We start from the raw sequence: 19884 nt of genomic DNA on the forward strand, positions 1-19884 counted from the left end.
CAAAAAAACCAAAAAATCGGACAGATGTAGGCATCTGTCCCTACAAAAAAATGCACAAGAAATTTCTTGTGCATTTTTTTAATCGAAATTTAAATTGGTGTAACCGTTTTTGAAGTCGTCCATCTTTAACGAAGAATTTACAATTTTCACCATGGCATAAGGCGTTTTTGGCTCAGGAGTGGTAAAAATGGCTTTTTGATACCCTTTTCTGGCAAGGAAATCAAGCAAACATGCTGTGGTATGGTCGGTGGGAAAATAGGCTTCCCGAATGTGAGCAGTCTGGCGGTCGGAATCGGATACTTCCACATAAAAACCGCTGTTTTTGATTTTGTAATACTTCCCTTGGGAGAGATAAAAAGCGGAATCTTCTTCGTTTCTTAAAATCACGGTATCAAAAGAATTTGTCCAACTTAAATAGTCAGTATGAAATTCTTCGGGAGCTTCGTAAATTTCGTATTCTAAAGTAGGATTTTTCTCGGGAAACAACATTTCTTTTTTCAGATAAAATGCGGTTTGATAACCCAATTTTTCATACATGGAAAACAACGATTCATCAGCAGGCACCAGATAATAGAAATCAATATCATTTCCAAAGAAATCTTCCATCTTTTGAAAGATTTCTTTCATATAGCCTTTGCCACGAGCTTCGGGAACAGTACCCACTCCATACACATAAACAGATGAGTATTCCTTATCAAAAACCCTTGCAGTAAAAGGAATCGCAAACAAAAAACTGGCAATTTCATCTCCATCACGTTTATCAAATACATTGTCTAAACGGTGGGCAAAAATACGGTCGCAAAACTGAAGATCCTCGGAAAAAATCTGTTGAAAAATTGGTTTATATGCAAGGATATCTTTCTTTTCTGCCATCAGAATGTTCCTTTCATTATTTTAATAAATCAAGCAACTCCAAAGGGTTTTCGATGGTGTGATGGGCACCGTTTTCGTCTAATTCCCCTTTGTCACGAAATCCCCACAACACGCCAATTGTGAGACAGCCTGCGTTATTTCCCGTTTGCATATCCACATCGCTGTCACCTAAATACACACATTCCGAGGGAGCAATTCCCCAATCGGAAAGCAAGGTGAAAATCCCTGCAGGATCAGGCTTTTGAGGAAGCCCCGTCTGCTGACCAATCACGTGGGTAAACGGATAATTGCCAAAATATTCTTTCATTAAACGCGTCGCACTCACGTGGGGTTTGTTGGTTACCACGCCAAGATGAATTTTTTTAGCAACCAATTCATCAAGCATCTTGACAATGCCATCATAGGGTTTCACTTGGTAACTGCAGTATTCCCCGAAAATCTCCCGATACACACGGATAGCTTCTTCTAAATGAACAAGCTTGGTGTCGCCACTGTAAATTAACGCACGCTCCACCAGTTTGTCCGCACCGTTTCCTGCAAAAATGCCGTACTGTTTTACGGGAACGGGAGGATATCCAAAATGTTTTAACATGGTGTTGCCTGCCTTAGCAATCGACTCCAAAGTGGCAAGCAGCGTGCCATCCAAATCAAAAATTGCACCTTTTATCATAACGATTCTCCTCGATAAATTCTCGATTCAGTATATCATTGAAATAAAAAGATGTCAACCCATAACCCGAAAATGTGCTGTTTTCAATATCTTAGTATCAAAATAAGCTGCAAAACTTCCGTATTTCGCCGCAAATTATGACAAAACAGTAACAGAATTCTAACAAAAGAACTACATCAGAAGAGATTTTATAAAATGACTTGTTTTTTTGTAATGAATACGATATACTGTAATTAACAGGCCGCAAAGAAATGTCCGGGCGGCATAGGAGAGGAGATATCTTTTATGAGTAAAACAGTACGTTACACACTGATTGTCATCTTCAGTGTTTGTATCCCCGTGGCATTTCTATTTTTACCGGCTTTCTTCAAAGTGTATATTTATTCTAATTCTACCGAAAGTATATTTTTGTATCGCACCTTAGAAAGCTTAATCGAATACCCGGATTACCTCTTACAGCTGATTGAATATTCAGAATATAATGTGCTCCTGCAAATGGTAACATTTCTCTTGATCTTATTTGTTTGTTTGCTTTCTTCCATTTTTGCTTTGGCAAAAAGTAAGGGCGGCGTCATCGTTACCGCTGCTTTGGGGCTGATCACTACGCTGGCGTTTATCGGCTTTTATCAACAAAACGCATCCTATTATTATAGTTCAAACATTACTTGCCTGTTAGGCCCCGGTACTGTGCTTGCGTTAGTTTTGCGTATTGTCAACCTGATACTGGCCGCTACAGAAAAAACCGAAGTTGCTTTTCCGCCAAGAGCTACCTATCCCACATATCCTACATATCCCGTATATCCAACAAATCCATCAAATCCGACATATCATACCAATCCCACACCCCCCACGTATCCTACAAATCCTGCTCATACACCCAAGCCCACATATCCCAAAACTCCGGCAACTCCTGTAAATCCCCTGCATCACGCTGCACCGATCCTTGGGGATCCTGTAAAACCGACTGCAAATCATCCCAGTACCATAAACCCCACAATTCAATCGGCGGCTCAATCCGACGACTTAACCTCTAACTGGACGCAGTTTTAATGCATAAAAAATTAAAAAATAAAAGTGTGTTCTGATAAACACACCAATACATTAGGAGGCAACAACTATGAAAGAGCGAATTAAAACATTACTGATTGGGATGTTGATCGGCGGAGTGCTGGTTCCCACAACCTATGCTACCGTGGGAACGATCACCAAAGAGCTGTCTTATAACAACATCAAAATCACATTAAACGGCAGCGAAGTCACCCCCACCGATGCAAGCGGAAATTATGTGGAACCCTTTATTATCGACGGAACCACCTACCTGCCTGTGCGCGGTATCGCAAGTGCGTTAGATTTGGGCGTGGAATGGAATGGCGAAACCAACACGGTAATGCTTTCCCACGATAAAACTTCCGACGCTCCCTCTGCAGGCGAAATCACCCAAAAAGGGGATATCATCTACAATATGGACGGTGTAAAAATTACCCTGGCTGACATCCAAATGGAAAATAGCGGTAATTCCTACCGTTTTCTGATAGAAAACTCCACGGACAATGTGGTTATGTTCTACGGCGGCGACATTTCTGCCAATGATTTTATGATATATGATTACATAAGCGCAAATCTGCAACCTCATAAAAAAGCGGAGATGCACTTATACATTGACAAAGGAAAATATTCCAACCCCCATATTGATGAAGTGGAAACCATTGAGATTGAAGCATCCTGCTCTTTCCATGAAGAAGGAACATTGCATCAGGTGAAAGAGAATAAATCCACCATTAAATTAAGCTTTTAGTTTTAAAACTAGCCAACAAAAAAATCCCACAACCGAAGTTGTGGGATTTTTGTTTTGCACTTTTTTGGAATCTTGTGAATTCCTTTCGAATTCTTCCAACGATTAACGTTTGGAGAACTGGGGTGCACGACGAGCTGCTTTTAAGCCGTATTTCTTTCTTTCCTTCATACGAGGATCACGAGTTACGAAGCCGGCTTTTTTCAGGTCGGATTTTAAATCAGCATTGTAGTTGATTAAAGCTCTGGTGATACCGTGTCTGATAGCACCTGCCTGACCGGAAACGCCGCCGCCGAATACGTTAACCAAAACGTCGAACTGACCTGCGGTTGCAGTTAAGTTTAAGGGCTGTCTAACGATTAATTTTAAGGTTTCCAGACCAAAGTAATCGTCAATATCTCTTTTATTGATGATAATGTTACCTTTACCGGGAATCAGACGAACTCTTGCTACAGAGCTTTTTCTTCTGCCGGTACCAAGATATACTTCTAATTTTTTAGCCATATCTTATATCCTCCCTATTAACCGTTGTATACTTCGGGTTTCTGAGCTGCATGTTCATGCTCAGTACCTTTGTAAATTCTAACTTTGGTAGCCATTTTTCTGCCCAGAGAGTTGTGGGGCAGCATGCCTTTGATTGCCAGCATCATAGCTTTTTCCGGATTTTCAGCCATCAGTTTTTCGTAGGGAACAGCTTTTAAACCGCCGATGTAACCGGTGTGTCTGTAGTAAATTTTGTCTTTCAGTTTGTTACCGGTTAAAACAGCTTTTTCAGCGTTGATAACGATAACGTGGTCTCCCAGGTCAACGTTGGGAGTGTACTCAGGACGATGTTTACCTCTTAAAATGGAAGCAACTTTTGCAGCGGTTCTACCTAAAGAAACATCTGCAGCGTCAACAATGTACCATTTAGATTCGGTCTGTCCTGCTTTTGCAAGATAAGTATCTTTCATAAGAAACCTCCGAGTTTATTTTATCTTTATTTTCATCAGTTTTTGGTGTCCGTTTTTACGAACGGATATCATTATACAAAAAGATTTCCGGTTTGTCAACATCTTTTTTAAATTTTTTTAATCTAAAAATAGTTTTCTTTCGTTTTCTTTCGTTTTCTTTTATTTTCTTCGTTTTTTAAATATGCGATTTTACAACGATGACTGCAACTTTGTTAAAAAATCAACGGAGTAATCGGGAATTGCTTCCTCGTAAGCCACCACATACCCTGCCAGAATCGATGCTTTTTCCAGACAAACAGGCAACGGATGCCCTTGTTTATAATGATACAAAAAGCAGGCACAAAAACTGTCTCCCGCACCAACCGCAGAAACAAACTCCGTTTTTTGTGCAGGAATCCTGAAAAATCCCTGCTCTTTGTCCCACAAACAAGCACCGTCGGCATCCAGGGTGAAAATGGCAGTTTTGATATGGTAGATTCGGCAAATTTTCTCCAAAGCACCGGCAATCTCCTCCTCGGTAAGAGAGCTGATGTCCTTTACTAAAAAAAATTCGTCACGGTTCATTTTCACAATGTCGCAAGCAGAAAGCCCCCATTTGATAAGTTCATCTGTATAATAATGCTGACGCAGATTCATATCAAAGAAGCGAATACCGAAATCCCCCTTTTCCAGCAGAGTTTCACAGGTTTTGCGGGATGTTTCGCCACGCAGAGCAAGGGTGCCGAAATAGAATATATCATAGGTTTCAGAAAACACCGAAGTATCCAAAGAAATTTCATCATAACCAAAAAGACCGCTTAAATCGTAGCAGGGTTCTCCCTTTTGGTAAGTCACATTGCAAACTCCTGTGGGTAAGGTGGGATGTTTGGCAAGAAATCGGGTATCCACGCCGTATTTTTTTGCAAAAGAAATAGCCTCTTCCCCAAGGTCGTCATCCCCAACGGCACCGTACAGGGCACAGTTCGCCCCCAATTTTGTAAGGTGGGCACAAAAATTAAAGGGCGCACCTCCGATTTTTTTTGCGGTGGGATAACAGTCAAATAAAATTTCTCCGAATGCAAGTAACTTCATCACGAAAAGTCCTTCCTCTTTTTCATTTTTTAAGTATGTATTCATATTATCACGCTTTCTCAAAAGGCGCAACAAAAATTACCAAAAAAAATGACGAAAAATATTTACAAACCAAAGAATATCTGCTATACTGTAAATTGGTATGATGCGAAAACAATTCCAATTTTTAGGAGAATTTTTATGAAAAAGAATATTGTAATTGCTGTGTTACTTTTAATTGTGATGGTGGGTGCTCTGCTGACGCCCTTGCTGCCTTTGGAAAAGCTGCCGATTCCCAGTCTGCAAGGACCTATGATGAAGATGAAATATAATCTGAATCAACAAGAATATACCGAAGGGCTGGACAACATTCTTTCTGTTTCTGCATATCAAGGAAATGTGCTGTTGGCAGATCCCGACGGTGCAGACTTTCTCTACGATGTGAAGAAAGTGTATGAAACCGAAGATTCCACCCGTGTTGTGGACTTCCCCAACGGATATTACGTGGATTTACCCGGTAAAATCACCCATGATTTCTCCCGTGGAGAAGGCGGCTCAAAAGTGTATGGTGACGGCTACGAAGCACTGTTTACCAGAGAAGGCTCTCCCTACGAAGATACCTTAAAATACATTGATGAATACATCAACAAATACATTGCAAATCCTGCTTATCAACAAGCTAACAATATTACCCTTCACGAAGATACCGTTCGTAACATCAACGGTGCCCCCGTCAGAATTTTATCGATGACCAGAAATCCTGCCGAAGGCAGTGATGTGACCTTAAATTCATACAGTATTGCATATATCATGGATCCCAACGGCGGTCAGATTTATCATAGAATGCTCTTAAAAGCGGAAACCTACGAACCCGAAACTATCAACAAGATTCTTTCCTCTCTGACTGTATTTAACCCCATCGGTAACAATATGACCACCATTCCCACCAAAGCGGAATTGCCCGAATGGAACGAAGAAACAGCTGCATTCTACGATGCACTGGTAAACCGTGAGGATGTGCTGTGGGGTGTGTATAACCACAAGCTCATCACCGTGGAAGGTATGGCTCCCACTATGGAAGAATTACAGCAGAAGCTGGATTACCGTTTTGAACTTTGTATGGGATACACCTACTTAATGGAAGAACCTCCCGTAAAAGGTCTGCAGGAAGCGTATGATGACGGCAAAATTACCGAAATGACCTTGCAGGTCTGCACCATTGACCATATGGCGCTGGATTCTGCCACCAACCCCAACTTTGAGGTGATTGACGGTCTTTGGGATGACCAGATCAGAAAATATGCCAGAGCCTTCAAAGAATTCTCCCACCCCATTCTGCTCCGCGTAAACAATGAAATGAACACCGACTGGTGTACCTACAGTGGCGTTGTGACTTTGCAGGATGCCGATATTTACAAAATGGTATATGGCCGTATCTATGATATTTTCCAAGAGGAAGGCGTAAATAACGTCATTTGGATTTTCAATCCTCAGTACGGCAACTATCCCCCCGCAAGCTTCAACCACTATATGAACTACTATCCCGGCAATGACAAGGTGCAGCTTCTGGGCATCACCAAATACAACACCGGCACCTACTACGCAGAAGTGTTCGGTGAAACCTGGGACGATTTTTGCCCCGCTTTTGATGCATTGAATGCCCTGTATTCTCGGGATTTCCCCGAAGTTCCATGGATTGTAACCGAATTTGCCTCCTCTTCCTACGGCGGCGATAAGGCGGCCTGGATGCAGGAAATGTTCACCCATATCGGCGACTATAAAAACATCAAAGCAGCAGTGTGGTTTAACTCCGGAGACCGTGACTACAGAGAAGGTATGCAAGACATTATTGCCCGTCCCTACTATCTGGATGAAACTCCCGAAACTCTGGATATGTTCCGTCGGGGCGTGAAAGGCGAATTCTCCAAGTAATCATCCGCAACGACCCCTAAAATGAAAGATTTTAAAACAAAACTTTCATTTTGAAACAAAAAACTTTGTAAAATATCTTGATTTTTTTCATATAATATAGTAATATAAAAGACAGTGTGAAATTTTTGATATTTTTTCTTTCAAAAATTTTATCAGAAGCAAGTTGACGTATGCCGAAGATGCAAAAAGCACTGCTTCGGTTGCATATTATGGATTGGAGAGAATGAAATGGAAATTAAAATCAGTAAAAAAGGCGGCGCAGTTTCCGCGTCTCCTACCTTGGCAATCGATTCCAAATTCAAACAGATGAAAGCAGACGGTATTGATGCGGTTGGTTTCGGAACCGGTGAACCCGATTTCGATACCCCTGACCATATCAAACAGGCGGCGATTGATGCGTTATCCAAAGGGATGACCAAATACACCCCCGCTTCCGGTACTCCTGCCCTAAAGCAGGCAATCGTGCGCAAATTAAAACGGGAAAACAACTTGGATTACGAAGCGAAAAACATCGTAATTTCCAATGGTGCAAAACATTCTTTAACCAACATCTTTATGGCAATTTGTGATCCCGGGGATGAAGTAATCGTGCCTGCTCCCTACTGGGTAAGCTATCCCGAAATGGTGAAGCTGGCAGACGGGGTTCCCGTGATCTTAAACACCACCGAAGAACACGATTTCAAATTCACCGTGGAAGAACTGGCGCAGGTTGTGACCGATAAGACCGTTGCGGTAATTTTATGCAGCCCCTCCAATCCCACAGGTTCCGTTTATTCCAAAGAAGAACTGCAAAAAATTGCAGATTTCTGTGTGGCAAAAAATCTGATTGTGGTTTCCGACGAAGTGTATGAACACTTGATTTACGAAGGTGACACCGTTAGTATTGCCACTTTGGGCGAAGATATCAAAAAACTGACTGTTACCGTAAATGCGGTTTCCAAAACTTATGCAATGACCGGTTGGCGTATCGGCTACACCGCTTGTGAAGAAGGTTTGGCAAAGGTAATGGCAAACATTCAGTCTCACGCTACCTCCAACCCCAACTCCATCGCGCAGGCAGCAGCTTGTGCGGCGCTGGACGGTTCTTTGGATTGCGTTTACAATATGAAAAAACATTTTGAACAGCGCAAAAACTATATGTATGAAAAAATCAATGCAATCCCCGGTTTATCCTGCAGAATGCCCAAAGGTGCGTTCTACATCATGATGAATATTTCCCAAGTGAAAGGCAAAAAATATGAAGGTGTTACCATTAACACCTCTGATGATTTCTGCTCCTTACTCCTGGAAAAAGAACTGGTAGCACTGGTACCAGGCTCCGGCTTTGGTGCAGATGATTTCTGCCGTTGGTCTTATGCAACCGGAATGGACAGCATCGAAAAAGGGATGGAGCGCTTAGCACGTTTCGTTTCCAATTTAACTGACTAAAAAAATGCGGGACAACACCCCCAAAAGTTTGAGGGTGCTGTCCCTTTGTTGTTTTGGCTCTTGCCAAAACAACTCGATATCAATCTTTTGCGAGATTGATATCATATCGAAAACGAGCAGGTCGAGTTTATATCGAATTTTGCACAGCAAAATATATCGTACACGCAACGCGTGTATATCGATAATGGAGTCGTGAGAATGGAAGAAAAGAAAAATTTATTAAGAGAACAAGCCATTGAGTTAGCAATAGAAATTTCTGATATTTGCGACACTATCAAAGGTTGTTCGATATATGTGAATCAGTTGTTAAGATGTTCATCTTCCATCGGTGCAAATCTTCACGAAGCAAAATATGCACAAAGCAGGGCTGACTTCATCAACAAATTAGAAATTGCCTTAAAAGAAAGCTATGAAACAGAATATTGGTTAGAGTTGTTACTTCGAAAAACCAAAATTGATGAGCCCACATACAGAAATTTAGTCAATAAATGTGGCACAATCAGAAGGAAACTGATTGCATCTGTTACTACAGCTAAAAAATAATCGATATAAATTCCTGAAGGAATTTTCGATATATCCTAACAGATTCGATATGTGCTTCGCACTCGATATGTTTCCTTCGGAAACAAGATACACCCAACAGACCACTTTGATTAACAACTATGGAAAGCAGGTACCCGCTATGCTCAAAAAATGTGAAACCCTCACCTTAACCAATGATTCCCCCAAGGAATTAAAAAAGAAGCTGGAAGCTTATCAGGAACGTCTTGCTGCCCTGCAAAGAGAAGCAAGAGCGCTGGGCATTCCCGTGATTGTGGTAATGGAAGGATGGGGTGCATCAGGGAAAGGTCAACTCATCAACCACTTTATTCTTCCCTTAGATCCCCGCGGCTTCACCGTGTTTACCATTAAGGATGAAAACGAAGAAGAAAGCCGTTATCCGTTTTTGTGGCGTTTTATCACCAAAACCCCCGCCAAAGGAAGAATTGCAATTTTTGACCGCAGCTGGTATCGCAGAGTGTTGAATGACCATATTGATAAAAAGGTAAAAACAGACCGTTTTTATCACGATTTAGACGAAATTAACGCTTTTGAAAAGCTGCTCACTGATGACGATAACCTGCTCATCAAGTTCTTTGTTCACATTTCCAAAGAAGAACAGCAGAAGCGTTTAAAAAAACTGATGGATTCCAAAGAAACCGCATGGCGTGTTTCCAAGGATGATTTAAAGCACAACAAACAATACGAAAAATACCGTGAAGTGTCTGAAAAAATGATCGAAAAGACCGATCGCGAAAATGCTCCTTGGCACTTAATCAATGCCAATGACATTGCTTATGCAACCCTTCGGATTTTTGAGATTTTGATTACCCAACTGGAAAAGAAAATTGCCTTAAAGAAAGAGGAATCCAAATCTCCTCGTCCGATTTTAGACCGTCACATTGCCACCAATTACTTGGATTCGGTGGATTTATCCTTAAAATTAGAGAAAAAAGAATATCAGGAAAAGCTTGCCTACTATCAGGACAAGCTGGAACATCTGCATAACCGCCTGTATATGAAGAAAAAGCCCGTCATCATTGTGTTTGAAGGATGGGATGCAGGAGGCAAAGGCGGTGCCATCAAACGTTTGACCACAGCCTTAGACCCTCGCGGTTATCAGGTATTCTCCACACCTGCTCCTACCAAGGAGGAGCTTTCTCACCACTATCTGTGGCGATTCTGGAAGAATTTTCCCAAAACAGGCCATATCGCCATTTTCGACCGCAGTTGGTACGGCAGAGTGATGGTGGAAGCGGTGGAAGGGTTCTGCACCCAGCGAGAATATGACCGTGCCTTCTTTGAAATCAACGATATGGAAAAACACTTGGTGGGAAGCGGTATCACCGTGATTAAATTCTTCCTGCACATCTCAAAAGATGAGCAATTAAAACGATTCCAAGACCGCAAAGAAAATCCTCAGAAAGCGTGGAAATTAACCGATGAAGACTTCCGTAACCGTGAAAAATGGGACGATTATCTTTGCACCATTGAAAAAATGATTGATAAAACCCATACCAAAATTGCTCCCTGGCATTTAATTGCAGGAGACGATAAGCGGTATGCCCGTATCGAAGTGCTTCGGATTATTACCGAAACTCTGGAAGAAGTATTAAAACAAAAAGGAAAATAAGGAAAAAAAGATGGAAAAAGAACGAATCACATTTACTCTGCGGGATGGTGAAGATTTTATCACCCTGCAAAATCTTTTAAAGGTGGAAAACATCGTTGCCACCGGCGGCGAAGCAAAATATGTAATTGTGGACGGACTGGTGCAGGTGAACGGTGAATGTGAAAGCCGTCGCGGCAGAAAGCTCCGTTCCGGTGACGTGGTAACCTTTGAAGACTACGAAATCACCGTAGAATAGATGAAGAAAGGACTGCTCCGCTATGGAAACTACCAAAAAAATTAAGTTTATTACCGACTCTGCGGCAGATATCCCAAAAGAATATGCAAAAGAAAAAAACATTGATGTGTTGCCTTTTCATGTGTATTTAAAACCTCATAACGGGGAAGTGCAGGAATATTTTGACGGCGTGGATATCACCTCCGATGAAGTGTTTGCTTTTATGGAAGAAAACAAAGGCAATGTTTCCACTTCTCAGGTAACTGCTTTCACCATTGAGGAATATTTCCGTGAATTAGCGGCAAAAAATGAATATGACACCTATATTTTCACTTGTATCTCTTCTTTGGGAAGTCCCACCTATAACAATGTGAAAATTGCTTTAAAAAATATGGAAGAAGACGGCATCAAACTGGATGTGCGTCTGATTGACTCCAAATTCTATACCATTTGTTACTACTACGCAATGCGGGACGGCATCGCCGCTTATGAAAAGGGTGCCTCTGCTGACGAAGTGGTGAAAATTATTGAAGATTGTTGCCAATCCACCAACATTTTCTTAATGAACGGCACCTTGGAATATTTAAAACGAGGCGGCAGAATCACAGGCGCATCTGCACTTTTGGGAACCATTCTGGATATCAAACCTATTCTGACGGTGAAAGACGGGTTAATGGCAGCAACTGAAAAAGTGCGCGGTGTCAAAAAGACAATGAACCGCATTATGGAGCTGGTGAAAGATGCCACCAAAGACGGCGGCTACCGTTATATGATTGTGTATTCCAACAAAGCACAATACTACGACGAATTTGTGCAACTGGTGCACGAAAACTTCAAAGGGGCAGAAATCACCGAAAATCAGGTAGGATGTACCGTTGGCGTTCATATTGGACCGGGACTTGTGGGACTGATGTTCCAGAAGGTTACTAAAATGTGAAAAACAGCACTTAGCGGATGAACCTCACCGCTCGGCGTACACTCGGTACGCCTTCGGGTAATCCCTTACGGGTTCGGTTTCGACCCTCTGCACTATTTTTCTCATTTTAGCCATACAAAGTAATTATAGAAGTTGTAGGGCGTGACGACTCGGCACGCCGTGGTTGATTTTAGATACCCATACAACGGGACGATGTGGGCATCGTCCCCCACAATGCACCCAAAGGGTGCCACCATAATTATTCATTATTCATTATTCATTATTCACTATTCATTCAATAAGGGCTTTCGGCAATGCCGATTGCCCTTATTGTATCAGAAAGGAGGTGCCGATATGAAATTGGAAAAACCGTTCCGCATAGCGTCTCATATGAAACCAAAGGGAGACCAACCCCAAGCCATTGAAAAATTAAGTGAGGGCATTTTGCAAAATGACAAATACCAGACTTTGCTTGGTGTAACAGGTTCAGGAAAAACCTTTACCATTGCCAATGTGATCCAAAAGGTGCAAAAACCAACATTGGTTCTGGCTCATAACAAAACTTTAGCCGCTCAGCTTTGTAGTGAATTTAAAGAATTTTTCCCGGATAATGCGGTGGAATTTTTCGTTTCCTATTATGATTATTATCAACCGGAAGCATATCTTCCCGGCACCGACACTTTCATTGAAAAAGATTCTCAGATTAACGACGAAATTGATAAACTCCGTCACGCTGCCACCACTGCTCTGTTTGAGAGAACAGACGTGATCATCGTGGCATCGGTTTCTTGTATCTACGGCTTGGGTGACCCGGAGGATTACACCGATTTATGTGTGTCTCTCCGCCGTGGGATGGAAAAAGACCGTGACGAAGTGGTAAGAAAACTCATTGAAATTCAGTATGAAAGAAATCACATCGACTTTCACAGAGGATGTTTCCGACTAAACGGCGATGTACTGGATATTTTCCCCTCCAACTCCAACGAAATGGTGCTAAGAGTAGAATTTTTCGGAGACGAGGTGGAGCGTTTAACCGAAATCAACCCCTTAACAGGAGAAATTTTGGGAGAAAGAGACCACATTTTTGTGTTCCCTGCTTCTCACTATGCCACCTCTTTTGATAAGATGAAACGTGCCATTAAAACCATCGAAGAAGAATTGCAAGAGAGAATCGCTTTCTTTGACGAAAAAGAAAGATGGATAGAAAAACAACGTATCACCGAGCGCACCAATTACGATCTGGAAATGATGGGTGAAATCGGTTTTTGTAAAGGGATTGAAAACTATTCCCGCCATATCAGTGGCAGAGAACCCGGCAGTGCTCCCTACACACTGTTAGACTATTTCCCCGACGATTTCTTATTGGTGGTGGACGAATCCCACGTAACACTTCCTCAGGTAAGAGGAATGTATGCAGGAGACAGAGCCCGAAAAACCTCTTTGGTGGACTACGGCTTCCGTTTGCCCTCGGCATACGATAACCGTCCCTTGAACTTTGACGAATTTATAGAGCGTATCAATCAGGCAATTTTTGTTTCCGCAACTCCTGCGGATTACGAACGGGAACACTCCACTCGGATTGTGGAACAGGTGATTCGTCCCACAGGACTGTTGGACCCCGAAATTTTCGTGAAACCCACCACGGGGCAAATTGACGATTTATTATCCGAAATCAACATCCGCACCGCCAAAAACGAACGTGTGCTGGTAACGACCCTGACCAAACGAATGGCAGAAGATTTAACCGACTATTTCACCGAGGCAGGTGTTCGTGTGCGGTATCTTCATTCGGATATTGACACCATGGAACGTATGGAAATCATCCGTGATTTAAGAATGGGTGAATTCGATGTGCTGGTAGGCATTAACCTGCTCCGTGAGGGGTTGGACTTACCTGAAGTATCCTTAGTTGCCATTTTGGATGCGGACAAAGAGGGCTTCCTGCGAAGCGAAACGTCCCTCATTCAAACCATTGGTCGTGCGGCAAGAAACGCAGAGGGAACAGTCATTATGTACGCCGATACCCTGACCGATTCTATGGAAAATGCCATCCGTGAAACCAACCGCCGCCGTGACATTCAGAAAGCCTATAATGAGGCAAACGGCATTGTGCCAGTAACTATCAAAAAAGACATCCGTGCGGTGATTGAAGCAACCAAAAAAGCAGAAATTCCGTCGAAAAAAGGAAAAACGAAGAAACCGCTGGATGACGGTTATATAGAAACCGAAATTCTCCGCTTAACCGAAGAAATGAACAAAGCCGCTAAGAATCTGGACTTTGAAAAGGCAGCAGAACTGCGAGATAAGATAAAAGCAATGCGAGATTAAATAATAAAGAAGAATGAAGAGTGAAGAATTGCGGTGGGTTGGCAAAGCCAACCATTCTATGATGCAGCCAAAGGCTGCCACCGAAATTATTCATTATTCACTATTCATGATTCATTCAACACAAAAAGGAAAATTACTATGCGTGACACGATTTACATTAAAGGTGCAAAGGAGCACAACCTAAAAAATATTGATTTAAAAATTCCCAGAGACAAATTGGTGGTCTTTACGGGGGTATCGGGCTCGGGAAAATCGTCCCTTGCTTTTGATACCATCTATGCAGAGGGGCAGCGGCGTTATGTGGAGTCCCTTTCTTCGTATGCCAGAATGTTTTTGGGGCAGATGGATAAGCCTTCGGCAGATTTGATTGAGGGGTTGTCTCCTGCCATTTCCATTGACCAGAAGACAACATCTAAAAATCCCCGCTCCACTGTGGGTACGGTGACGGAAATTTACGATTATTTAAGACTTTTATATGCAAGAATCGGGATTCCCCATTGTCCCAAATGCGGCAAGGAAATTCACAAGCAGACCATTGATCAGATTGTGGATAAAATTCTAAAACTCCCCGAAAAAACAAGAATTGTGATTTTATCTCCCGTTATCCGAGGCAAAAAAGGGGAACATCAGAAAACCTTTGAAAAAGCCAAGAAAAGCGGTTTTATCCGTGTGCGGGTGGATGGAAACCAATATGATTTATCCGAAGAAATTAAGCTGGATAAAAATATCAAACACACTGTGGAAATCGTGGTGGACCGTATGGCGGTGAAAGAGGATATCCGCTCCCGCTTAACCGATTCTTTGGAAACTGCTGTTGGCTTAACAGACGGTCTGGTTACTATTTTGGAACACGACACGGGCAAGGAAAACACCTACAGTTTAAATTATTCCTGTCCCGACTGCGATATTTCGGTGGAAGAATTATCTCCCCGTGCCTTTTCCTTTAACAATCCTTTTGGTGCCTGCCCTGAATGTGGGGGTATCGGGCATCTGATGAAGGTGGATCCTGCCTTGGTGATTGATCCCGATAAGTCTATTTTAGACGGTGCCATCCGTGGCAGCGGTTGGTATGCGGCAGACAAGTCCGACAGTGTGGCATACACCTTATTGGAAGCGGTTTGCAAACATTACGGCTACTCCATGGTGAAACCTATCGGCAAACAAGACCCCGCCTTTTTGCAGATGTTACTATATGGAAATGGCGGTGAAAAACTGAAAATCGAATACCAGCGCCGTGGTAACTCAGGAACCTATTACAGTGATTTTGAGGGTGTTATTACCAACCTGGAGCGTCGGTATCGGGAAACTTCTTCCTCCTGGATGAGAAGCGAAATTGAATCCTTTATGAGTCAAAAACCCTGCCACGTTTGTAAGGGTGCAAGACTGAAGCAGGAAAGCCTGGGGGTAACGGTTGGCGGTATCAACATCTATGAAATGTGCCAAAAGCCCGTGAAAGAGCTTGTTTTGTTCTTTGATGAACTTACTTTAAGCGAAAAACAAAAAAATATTGCAGAACGTCTCTTAAAAGAAATCAAAGAGCGTCTTGGTTTTTTAGATAAAGTAGGTTTAAATTATCTTACTTTGTCTCGCTCTGCAGGTTCCCTGTCAGGCGGGGAAGCACAGAGAATCCGTCTTGCCACTCAGATTGGTTCCTATCTGATGGGCGTATTATACATTTTGGATGAACCCAGTATCGGGCTCCACCAAAGAGACAACGAAAAGTTGATTGAAACCCTCATTCGTCTTCGTGATGTGGGCAATTCCGTCTTGGTGGTGGAACACGACGAAGACACCATCCGTGCTGCAGACTATGTGTTTGACTTCGGTCCCGGTGCGGGGATTCACGGTGGCTACATCACCGCAGAGGGGACTCCCGAAGAAATTATGAAGTCCAAAACCTCCTTGACGGGAGACTATTTATCAGGAAGAAAACAGATTCCCGTACCCAAAGAACGTCGGGAAGGAAACGGCAATTTTTTGGTGATTAAAAACGCCAGACAGAACAATTTAAAAGGAATTGATGTATCTATCCCCTTAGGTTGTATGACCATTGTGACAGGGGTATCCGGTTCAGGAAAATCATCTCTTATCAATCAGATTTTATATCAGGAATTATTCCATCACCTAAACGGCGGAAAGAGCCGTGGCGGTTTGCACGATTCCATTGAAGGTATGGAGCATCTGGACAAAGTCATCGCCATTGACCAGTCTCCCATCGGCAGAACACCCCGTTCCAATCCTGCCACCTACACAGGCGTGTTTTCTCTGATTCGTGACTTATTTGCATCCACCAATGACGCCAAAATGAAAGGCTACGGACCGGGACGATTCAGCTTTAACGTGAAGGGCGGACGTTGCGAAGCCTGCGAGGGTGACGGTATTGTAAAAATTGAAATGCACTTTTTACCCGATGTGTATGTGCCTTGCGACGTGTGTAAGGGCAAGCGCTACAACCGTGAAACCTTAGAAGTGCGTTACAAAGGCAAAAACATTCACGAAGTTTTAGATATGACCGTGGAAGAAGGTCTTTTGTTCTTCGAAAACATCCCTTCTATCAAGCGGAAACTGCAGTTATTATATGATGTGGGGCTTTCCTACATTAAGTTAGGGCAACCCTCCACCACCTTATCGGGCGGGGAAGCACAGCGTGTGAAACTTGCCACCGAGCTTTCCAAACGTCCCACAGGAAAAACCATCTATATTCTGGACGAACCCACCACAGGTCTTCATTTTGACGACGTGAAAAAGTTGATTGATGTGTTAAACCGTTTGTGTGATAGCGGAAACACCATTGTGATTATCGAGCATAACTTAGACGTGATTAAAGTGGGGGACTATCTCATTGATATGGGTCCCGAAGGGGGCGACGAAGGTGGTACCGTGGTGGCAACGGGTACTCCCGAAGAGGTTAGTAAAGTAGAAGCATCCCATACAGGACGGTTTTTGAAAGAGAAATTGTAGGTTCAAATGAAGAATTGCGGTGGCACCCTACGGGTGCATTAAAATGCGGGCATTGCCCGCCACCGAAATTATTCACTATTCACTATTACCTATTCACTAAAAAAAGGACTTCCGAAGAAGTCCTTTTTTATATCCAATTATTGTAGACTGCTATGGTTCCAACTAAATTCAAAGCAAATCCAAACATCGCAATGGGAATCTGGAATTTTTCCAGTTTGTCGTCTTTATCCGTCACCAACAGAATTCCTAAGAAAATATATGCCAAAGAGTCCAGCACATATCGGTTTCCCCATTGGAAGCCTCCCATGGTTTTATGGGCGGTCAGGCACAAAAGATGCAAAAGAACCGTTACAGGAATTAAAATCCTTACCAAAATATTTTTCTGCGGTTTCTTAAACAATGATGCCACGGTGTAGATGGCGTAGGAAAGAAATACGGGGATAACTAAATAAAATGCCCAACCGTTAAATTTGGGGAACTGGAACACGCCCTGAGGGTTCTTTTTGGGCCATAACCATAACAATTTCCAGTTTTCTTTCAGATAATCGAAATGGAACTGCCCTTTTTCGGCTTCGGTAAATTCGGGCAGATAGTTATGTCCGAATTCCAAAATATTGCCGAATCGGAAGTAGTTTAACAACATATAGCTTACTGCAATCACGATGGGTGCAATCGCCCATTTCCAGTATTTTTTTATCATCATCCCAAAGGTGAGATTCTGTTTTTTCAGTCCCTGATATAAAATCACAAGCAAAATGGGAGCATACAGCGCATTAAAAGGACGGCATCCCACGCTCATTGCCCAAAAAGCAAGAGACCAGCCACCTTTTCCGCAAACGGCATAATAAATCGCCATCACGGATAAGGTAAAACACAGATTTTGTGCGATAAACCATACCCAACCGTTCACGGTAACAAAAATCAGATTGGTACCGATGGTCACAAATAAAGTCCAGAAAATAGCTGATTCGTTGGATTTTTCATAGTGCTTGAGCAAACGGAATACATAAAAAGCACCCACTAAGCTGACCGCCACCGCAATCCAGCCGTCGGGAGTGTTTTCTCCGAACAGCATGGCAAAGGGAAGCATCACATAGGACGGAAAGGGCGGAAAACTGATAAAATGTTTTCCTCCGAAATGTGCAATTTCCAGATGGGAATAATCCTGCCCCAGGTCTAAATGTCCTTCTAACCAACGGCACGCCTGCAAGGTGTAGGAATTATAGTTATTTTTCGCCCAGGGCCACTGGCCCGTGAACGCCCAAACCACCCAGTAAGCGGCAAGAATCCCGAATGCCACGACCAAAAAAGAAAGCCATTCATCGCGCTTAGATTGTATCAAACTTTTGGATTTCATAAAAAATCTCCTTTTGGGAATTTTTAAAATTCACTTCTTCATTGTAACACATTCCAACAAAAAAGTAAATAATTTTGGCAGAAATTCTCTGTCCGTTGTGCTTTCCCCGATTTTTCTTGACAATTTTTTTGAAAAAGACTATAATAAACATATCATGTAAATCAAGAAAGAAGGGTTTACGATGGCACAGATTACCTGCAGAAAATGCGGTAAAACTTTTGAAGCAGCAGTCAGTGATATTAAAAAAATACACTGTTTGCATTGTGGTGCTCTGATTAAACCAAGAACTGCTGCCAATCAGCAAAAAAAGAAAAAGAAATATCTGTGGCTGTACCTGATTGCAGGAATTTTGTATGCCATTGCCGCGGTTTTAATCATTACGGCAAAACCTTGGGAGAAAGATATTGTTGCAATTGCCGCAGGCTCTTCCCACACAGTAGCTCTAAAACCGGATGGCACCGTTCTTGCTGTGGGTAGTAACAAGGACGGTGAGTGTAATGTACAAAACTGGACAGACATTGTTGCGATTGACGCAGGTTGGTTCCTCACAGTAGGACTAAAATCAGACGGCACTGTGGTTGCTGTTGGCGATAATGCATACGGACAGTGCAATGTGGACGATTGGACAGATATTGTAGCAATTTCTGCAGGTTATGGCCACATAGTAGGACTAAAATCAGATGGCACTGTTGTCGCTGTGGGCGGAATCGAATCCGGAGAGTGTGATGTGAAGAACTGGTCTAATATTGTGGCGATTTCTGCAGGTTATGTCCACACAGTTGGGCTAAAATCTGATGGCACTGTGGTTGCTGTTGGAACAAACAGTAACGGACAGTGCAATGTAGAAGATTGGACAGATATTGAAGCAATTTCCGCAGGTCGTTACCACACAGTTGGGCTAAAATCTGATGGCACTGTGGTTGCTGTTGGAACAAACAGTAACGGACAGTGCAATATAGAAGATTGGACAGATATTGAAGCAATTTCCGCAGGTCGTTACCACACAGTTGGGCTAAAATCTGATGGCACCGTTGTTGCTGTGAGCGGAACCGCCTACGGAGAGTGTGATGTGGAGGACTGGTCTGATATTGTTGCGATATCTGCAGGGCAAGTCCACACAGTCGGACTAAAATCAGACGGAACCGTAGTTGCCATTGGTGATAATGTTTACGGGCAATGCGACGTACAAGATTGGAACAGCTAAAACGAACTAATCCATTACATCAAAAAAAGGACT

The 19884-nt window shown here is 42.7% G+C and carries 17 protein-coding genes; 11 read left to right on the forward strand and 6 right to left on the reverse strand.

Translation table 11 applies throughout. The features are described 5' to 3' along the window. Window positions 1-78: 78 nt before the first annotated feature. Together E7413_01050 and E7413_01055 are read right to left on the reverse strand one after the other, a co-directional pair. Window positions 79-873, reverse strand: a complete 795-nt coding sequence (locus tag E7413_01050; protein ID MBE7018457.1) for a GNAT family N-acetyltransferase — start codon at window positions 871-873, stop codon at window positions 79-81. A 16-nt stretch (window positions 874-889) separates the two neighbouring features. Then, window positions 890-1543 (reverse strand): HAD family hydrolase, encoded by a 654-nt coding sequence (locus E7413_01055; protein MBE7018458.1) that lies wholly within the window; start codon window positions 1541-1543, stop codon window positions 890-892. A gap of 285 nt (window positions 1544-1828) precedes the next feature. On the opposite strand from E7413_01055, the gene E7413_01060 reads away from it, so the two are divergent. Then, window positions 1829-2593 carry a hypothetical protein gene (locus E7413_01060; protein ID MBE7018459.1) on the forward strand — a complete coding sequence of 255 codons (765 nt, stop codon included), beginning with the start codon at window positions 1829-1831 and terminating at the stop codon, window positions 2591-2593. 67 nt (window positions 2594-2660) lie between these two features. Then, a complete protein-coding gene (locus E7413_01065) occupies window positions 2661-3338 on the forward strand; it encodes a hypothetical protein (protein ID MBE7018460.1) in 678 nt (225 codons plus the stop codon). Window positions 3339-3440: 102 nt separating this feature from the next. Here E7413_01065 and rpsI read toward each other — a convergent pair whose 3' ends face one another. The 3 genes from rpsI to E7413_01080 all read right to left on the reverse strand — a co-directional run bounded on the left by rpsI (window position 3441) and on the right by E7413_01080 (window position 5404). Beyond that, window positions 3441-3839 carry a 30S ribosomal protein S9 gene (rpsI, locus tag E7413_01070; protein ID MBE7018461.1) on the reverse strand — a complete coding sequence of 133 codons (399 nt, stop codon included), beginning with the start codon at window positions 3837-3839 and terminating at the stop codon, window positions 3441-3443. A 17-nt stretch (window positions 3840-3856) separates the two neighbouring features. Further along, window positions 3857-4288 (reverse strand): 50S ribosomal protein L13, encoded by a 432-nt coding sequence (gene rplM / locus E7413_01075; GenBank protein MBE7018462.1) that lies wholly within the window; start codon window positions 4286-4288, stop codon window positions 3857-3859. A 189-nt stretch (window positions 4289-4477) separates the two neighbouring features. Next, window positions 4478-5404 (reverse strand): hypothetical protein, encoded by a 927-nt coding sequence (locus E7413_01080; protein MBE7018463.1) that lies wholly within the window; start codon window positions 5402-5404, stop codon window positions 4478-4480. Window positions 5405-5449: 45 nt separating this feature from the next. Here E7413_01080 and E7413_01085 point away from each other — a divergent pair, with 45 nt between their 5' ends. The 8 genes from E7413_01085 (at window position 5450) to uvrA (ending at window position 17290) form a co-directional block, all read left to right on the forward strand. Continuing rightward, window positions 5450-7270, forward strand: a complete 1821-nt coding sequence (locus E7413_01085; protein ID MBE7018464.1) for a hypothetical protein — start codon at window positions 5450-5452, stop codon at window positions 7268-7270. Window positions 7271-7504: 234 nt separating this feature from the next. Continuing rightward, window positions 7505-8698, forward strand: coding sequence for a pyridoxal phosphate-dependent aminotransferase (locus E7413_01090; GenBank protein MBE7018465.1), 1194 nt, complete (start codon window positions 7505-7507; stop codon window positions 8696-8698). Between the two features lie 198 nt (window positions 8699-8896). After that, window positions 8897-9241, forward strand: a complete 345-nt coding sequence (locus E7413_01095; GenBank protein MBE7018466.1) for a four helix bundle protein — start codon at window positions 8897-8899, stop codon at window positions 9239-9241. A 139-nt stretch (window positions 9242-9380) separates the two neighbouring features. Continuing rightward, entirely contained in the window at window positions 9381-10871 is a 1491-nt protein-coding gene (gene pap / locus E7413_01100; protein MBE7018467.1) for a polyphosphate:AMP phosphotransferase, read from the forward strand. A 10-nt stretch (window positions 10872-10881) separates the two neighbouring features. Beyond that, a complete protein-coding gene (locus tag E7413_01105) occupies window positions 10882-11106 on the forward strand; it encodes an RNA-binding S4 domain-containing protein (protein MBE7018468.1) in 225 nt (74 codons plus the stop codon). Window positions 11107-11128: 22 nt separating this feature from the next. Continuing rightward, entirely contained in the window at window positions 11129-12022 is an 894-nt protein-coding gene (locus E7413_01110) for a DegV family protein (GenBank protein MBE7018469.1), read from the forward strand. Window positions 12023-12355: 333 nt separating this feature from the next. After that, a complete protein-coding gene (gene uvrB / locus E7413_01115; GenBank protein MBE7018470.1) occupies window positions 12356-14329 on the forward strand; it encodes an excinuclease ABC subunit UvrB in 1974 nt (657 codons plus the stop codon). Window positions 14330-14467: 138 nt separating this feature from the next. Beyond that, window positions 14468-17290: an excinuclease ABC subunit UvrA gene (uvrA, locus tag E7413_01120; GenBank protein ID MBE7018471.1), complete on the forward strand. Its 2823-nt coding sequence runs from the start codon at window positions 14468-14470 to the stop codon at window positions 17288-17290. Window positions 17291-17417: 127 nt separating this feature from the next. On the opposite strand, the gene E7413_01125 is transcribed toward uvrA, so the two are convergent. Then, entirely contained in the window at window positions 17418-18647 is a 1230-nt protein-coding gene (locus E7413_01125) for a hypothetical protein (protein MBE7018472.1), read from the reverse strand. A 181-nt stretch (window positions 18648-18828) separates the two neighbouring features. Here E7413_01125 and E7413_01130 point away from each other — a divergent pair, with 181 nt between their 5' ends. Next, window positions 18829-19851, forward strand: coding sequence for a chromosome condensation regulator (locus E7413_01130; protein ID MBE7018473.1), 1023 nt, complete (start codon window positions 18829-18831; stop codon window positions 19849-19851). Window positions 19852-19884: the final 33 nt, after the last annotated feature.

The sequence above is a fragment of the Oscillospiraceae bacterium genome, from assembly GCA_015068645.1.
GTDB lineage: Bacteria > Bacillota > Clostridia > UMGS1840 > UMGS1840 > SIG452.

Coding starts and splice junctions, on each gene's coding strand:
- E7413_01130 (MBE7018473.1), top strand. CDS start 18,829: ATGGCACAGATTACCTGCAGAAAATGCGGTAAAACTTTTGAAGCAGCA.
- E7413_01080 (MBE7018463.1), bottom strand. CDS start 5,404: ATGAATACATACTTAAAAAATGAAAAAGAGGAAGGACTTTTCGTGATG.
- E7413_01060 (MBE7018459.1), top strand. CDS start 1,829: ATGAGTAAAACAGTACGTTACACACTGATTGTCATCTTCAGTGTTTGT.
- uvrB (MBE7018470.1), top strand. CDS start 12,356: ATGAAATTGGAAAAACCGTTCCGCATAGCGTCTCATATGAAACCAAAG.
- E7413_01105 (MBE7018468.1), top strand. CDS start 10,882: ATGGAAAAAGAACGAATCACATTTACTCTGCGGGATGGTGAAGATTTT.
- E7413_01065 (MBE7018460.1), top strand. CDS start 2,661: ATGAAAGAGCGAATTAAAACATTACTGATTGGGATGTTGATCGGCGGA.
- E7413_01085 (MBE7018464.1), top strand. CDS start 5,450: ATGACGAAAAATATTTACAAACCAAAGAATATCTGCTATACTGTAAAT.
- E7413_01055 (MBE7018458.1), bottom strand. CDS start 1,543: ATGATAAAAGGTGCAATTTTTGATTTGGATGGCACGCTGCTTGCCACT.
- E7413_01110 (MBE7018469.1), top strand. CDS start 11,129: ATGGAAACTACCAAAAAAATTAAGTTTATTACCGACTCTGCGGCAGAT.
- E7413_01095 (MBE7018466.1), top strand. CDS start 8,897: ATGGAAGAAAAGAAAAATTTATTAAGAGAACAAGCCATTGAGTTAGCA.
- pap (MBE7018467.1), top strand. CDS start 9,381: ATGCTCAAAAAATGTGAAACCCTCACCTTAACCAATGATTCCCCCAAG.
- uvrA (MBE7018471.1), top strand. CDS start 14,468: ATGCGTGACACGATTTACATTAAAGGTGCAAAGGAGCACAACCTAAAA.
- rplM (MBE7018462.1), bottom strand. CDS start 4,288: ATGAAAGATACTTATCTTGCAAAAGCAGGACAGACCGAATCTAAATGG.
- E7413_01050 (MBE7018457.1), bottom strand. CDS start 873: ATGGCAGAAAAGAAAGATATCCTTGCATATAAACCAATTTTTCAACAG.
- rpsI (MBE7018461.1), bottom strand. CDS start 3,839: ATGGCTAAAAAATTAGAAGTATATCTTGGTACCGGCAGAAGAAAAAGC.
- E7413_01125 (MBE7018472.1), bottom strand. CDS start 18,647: ATGAAATCCAAAAGTTTGATACAATCTAAGCGCGATGAATGGCTTTCT.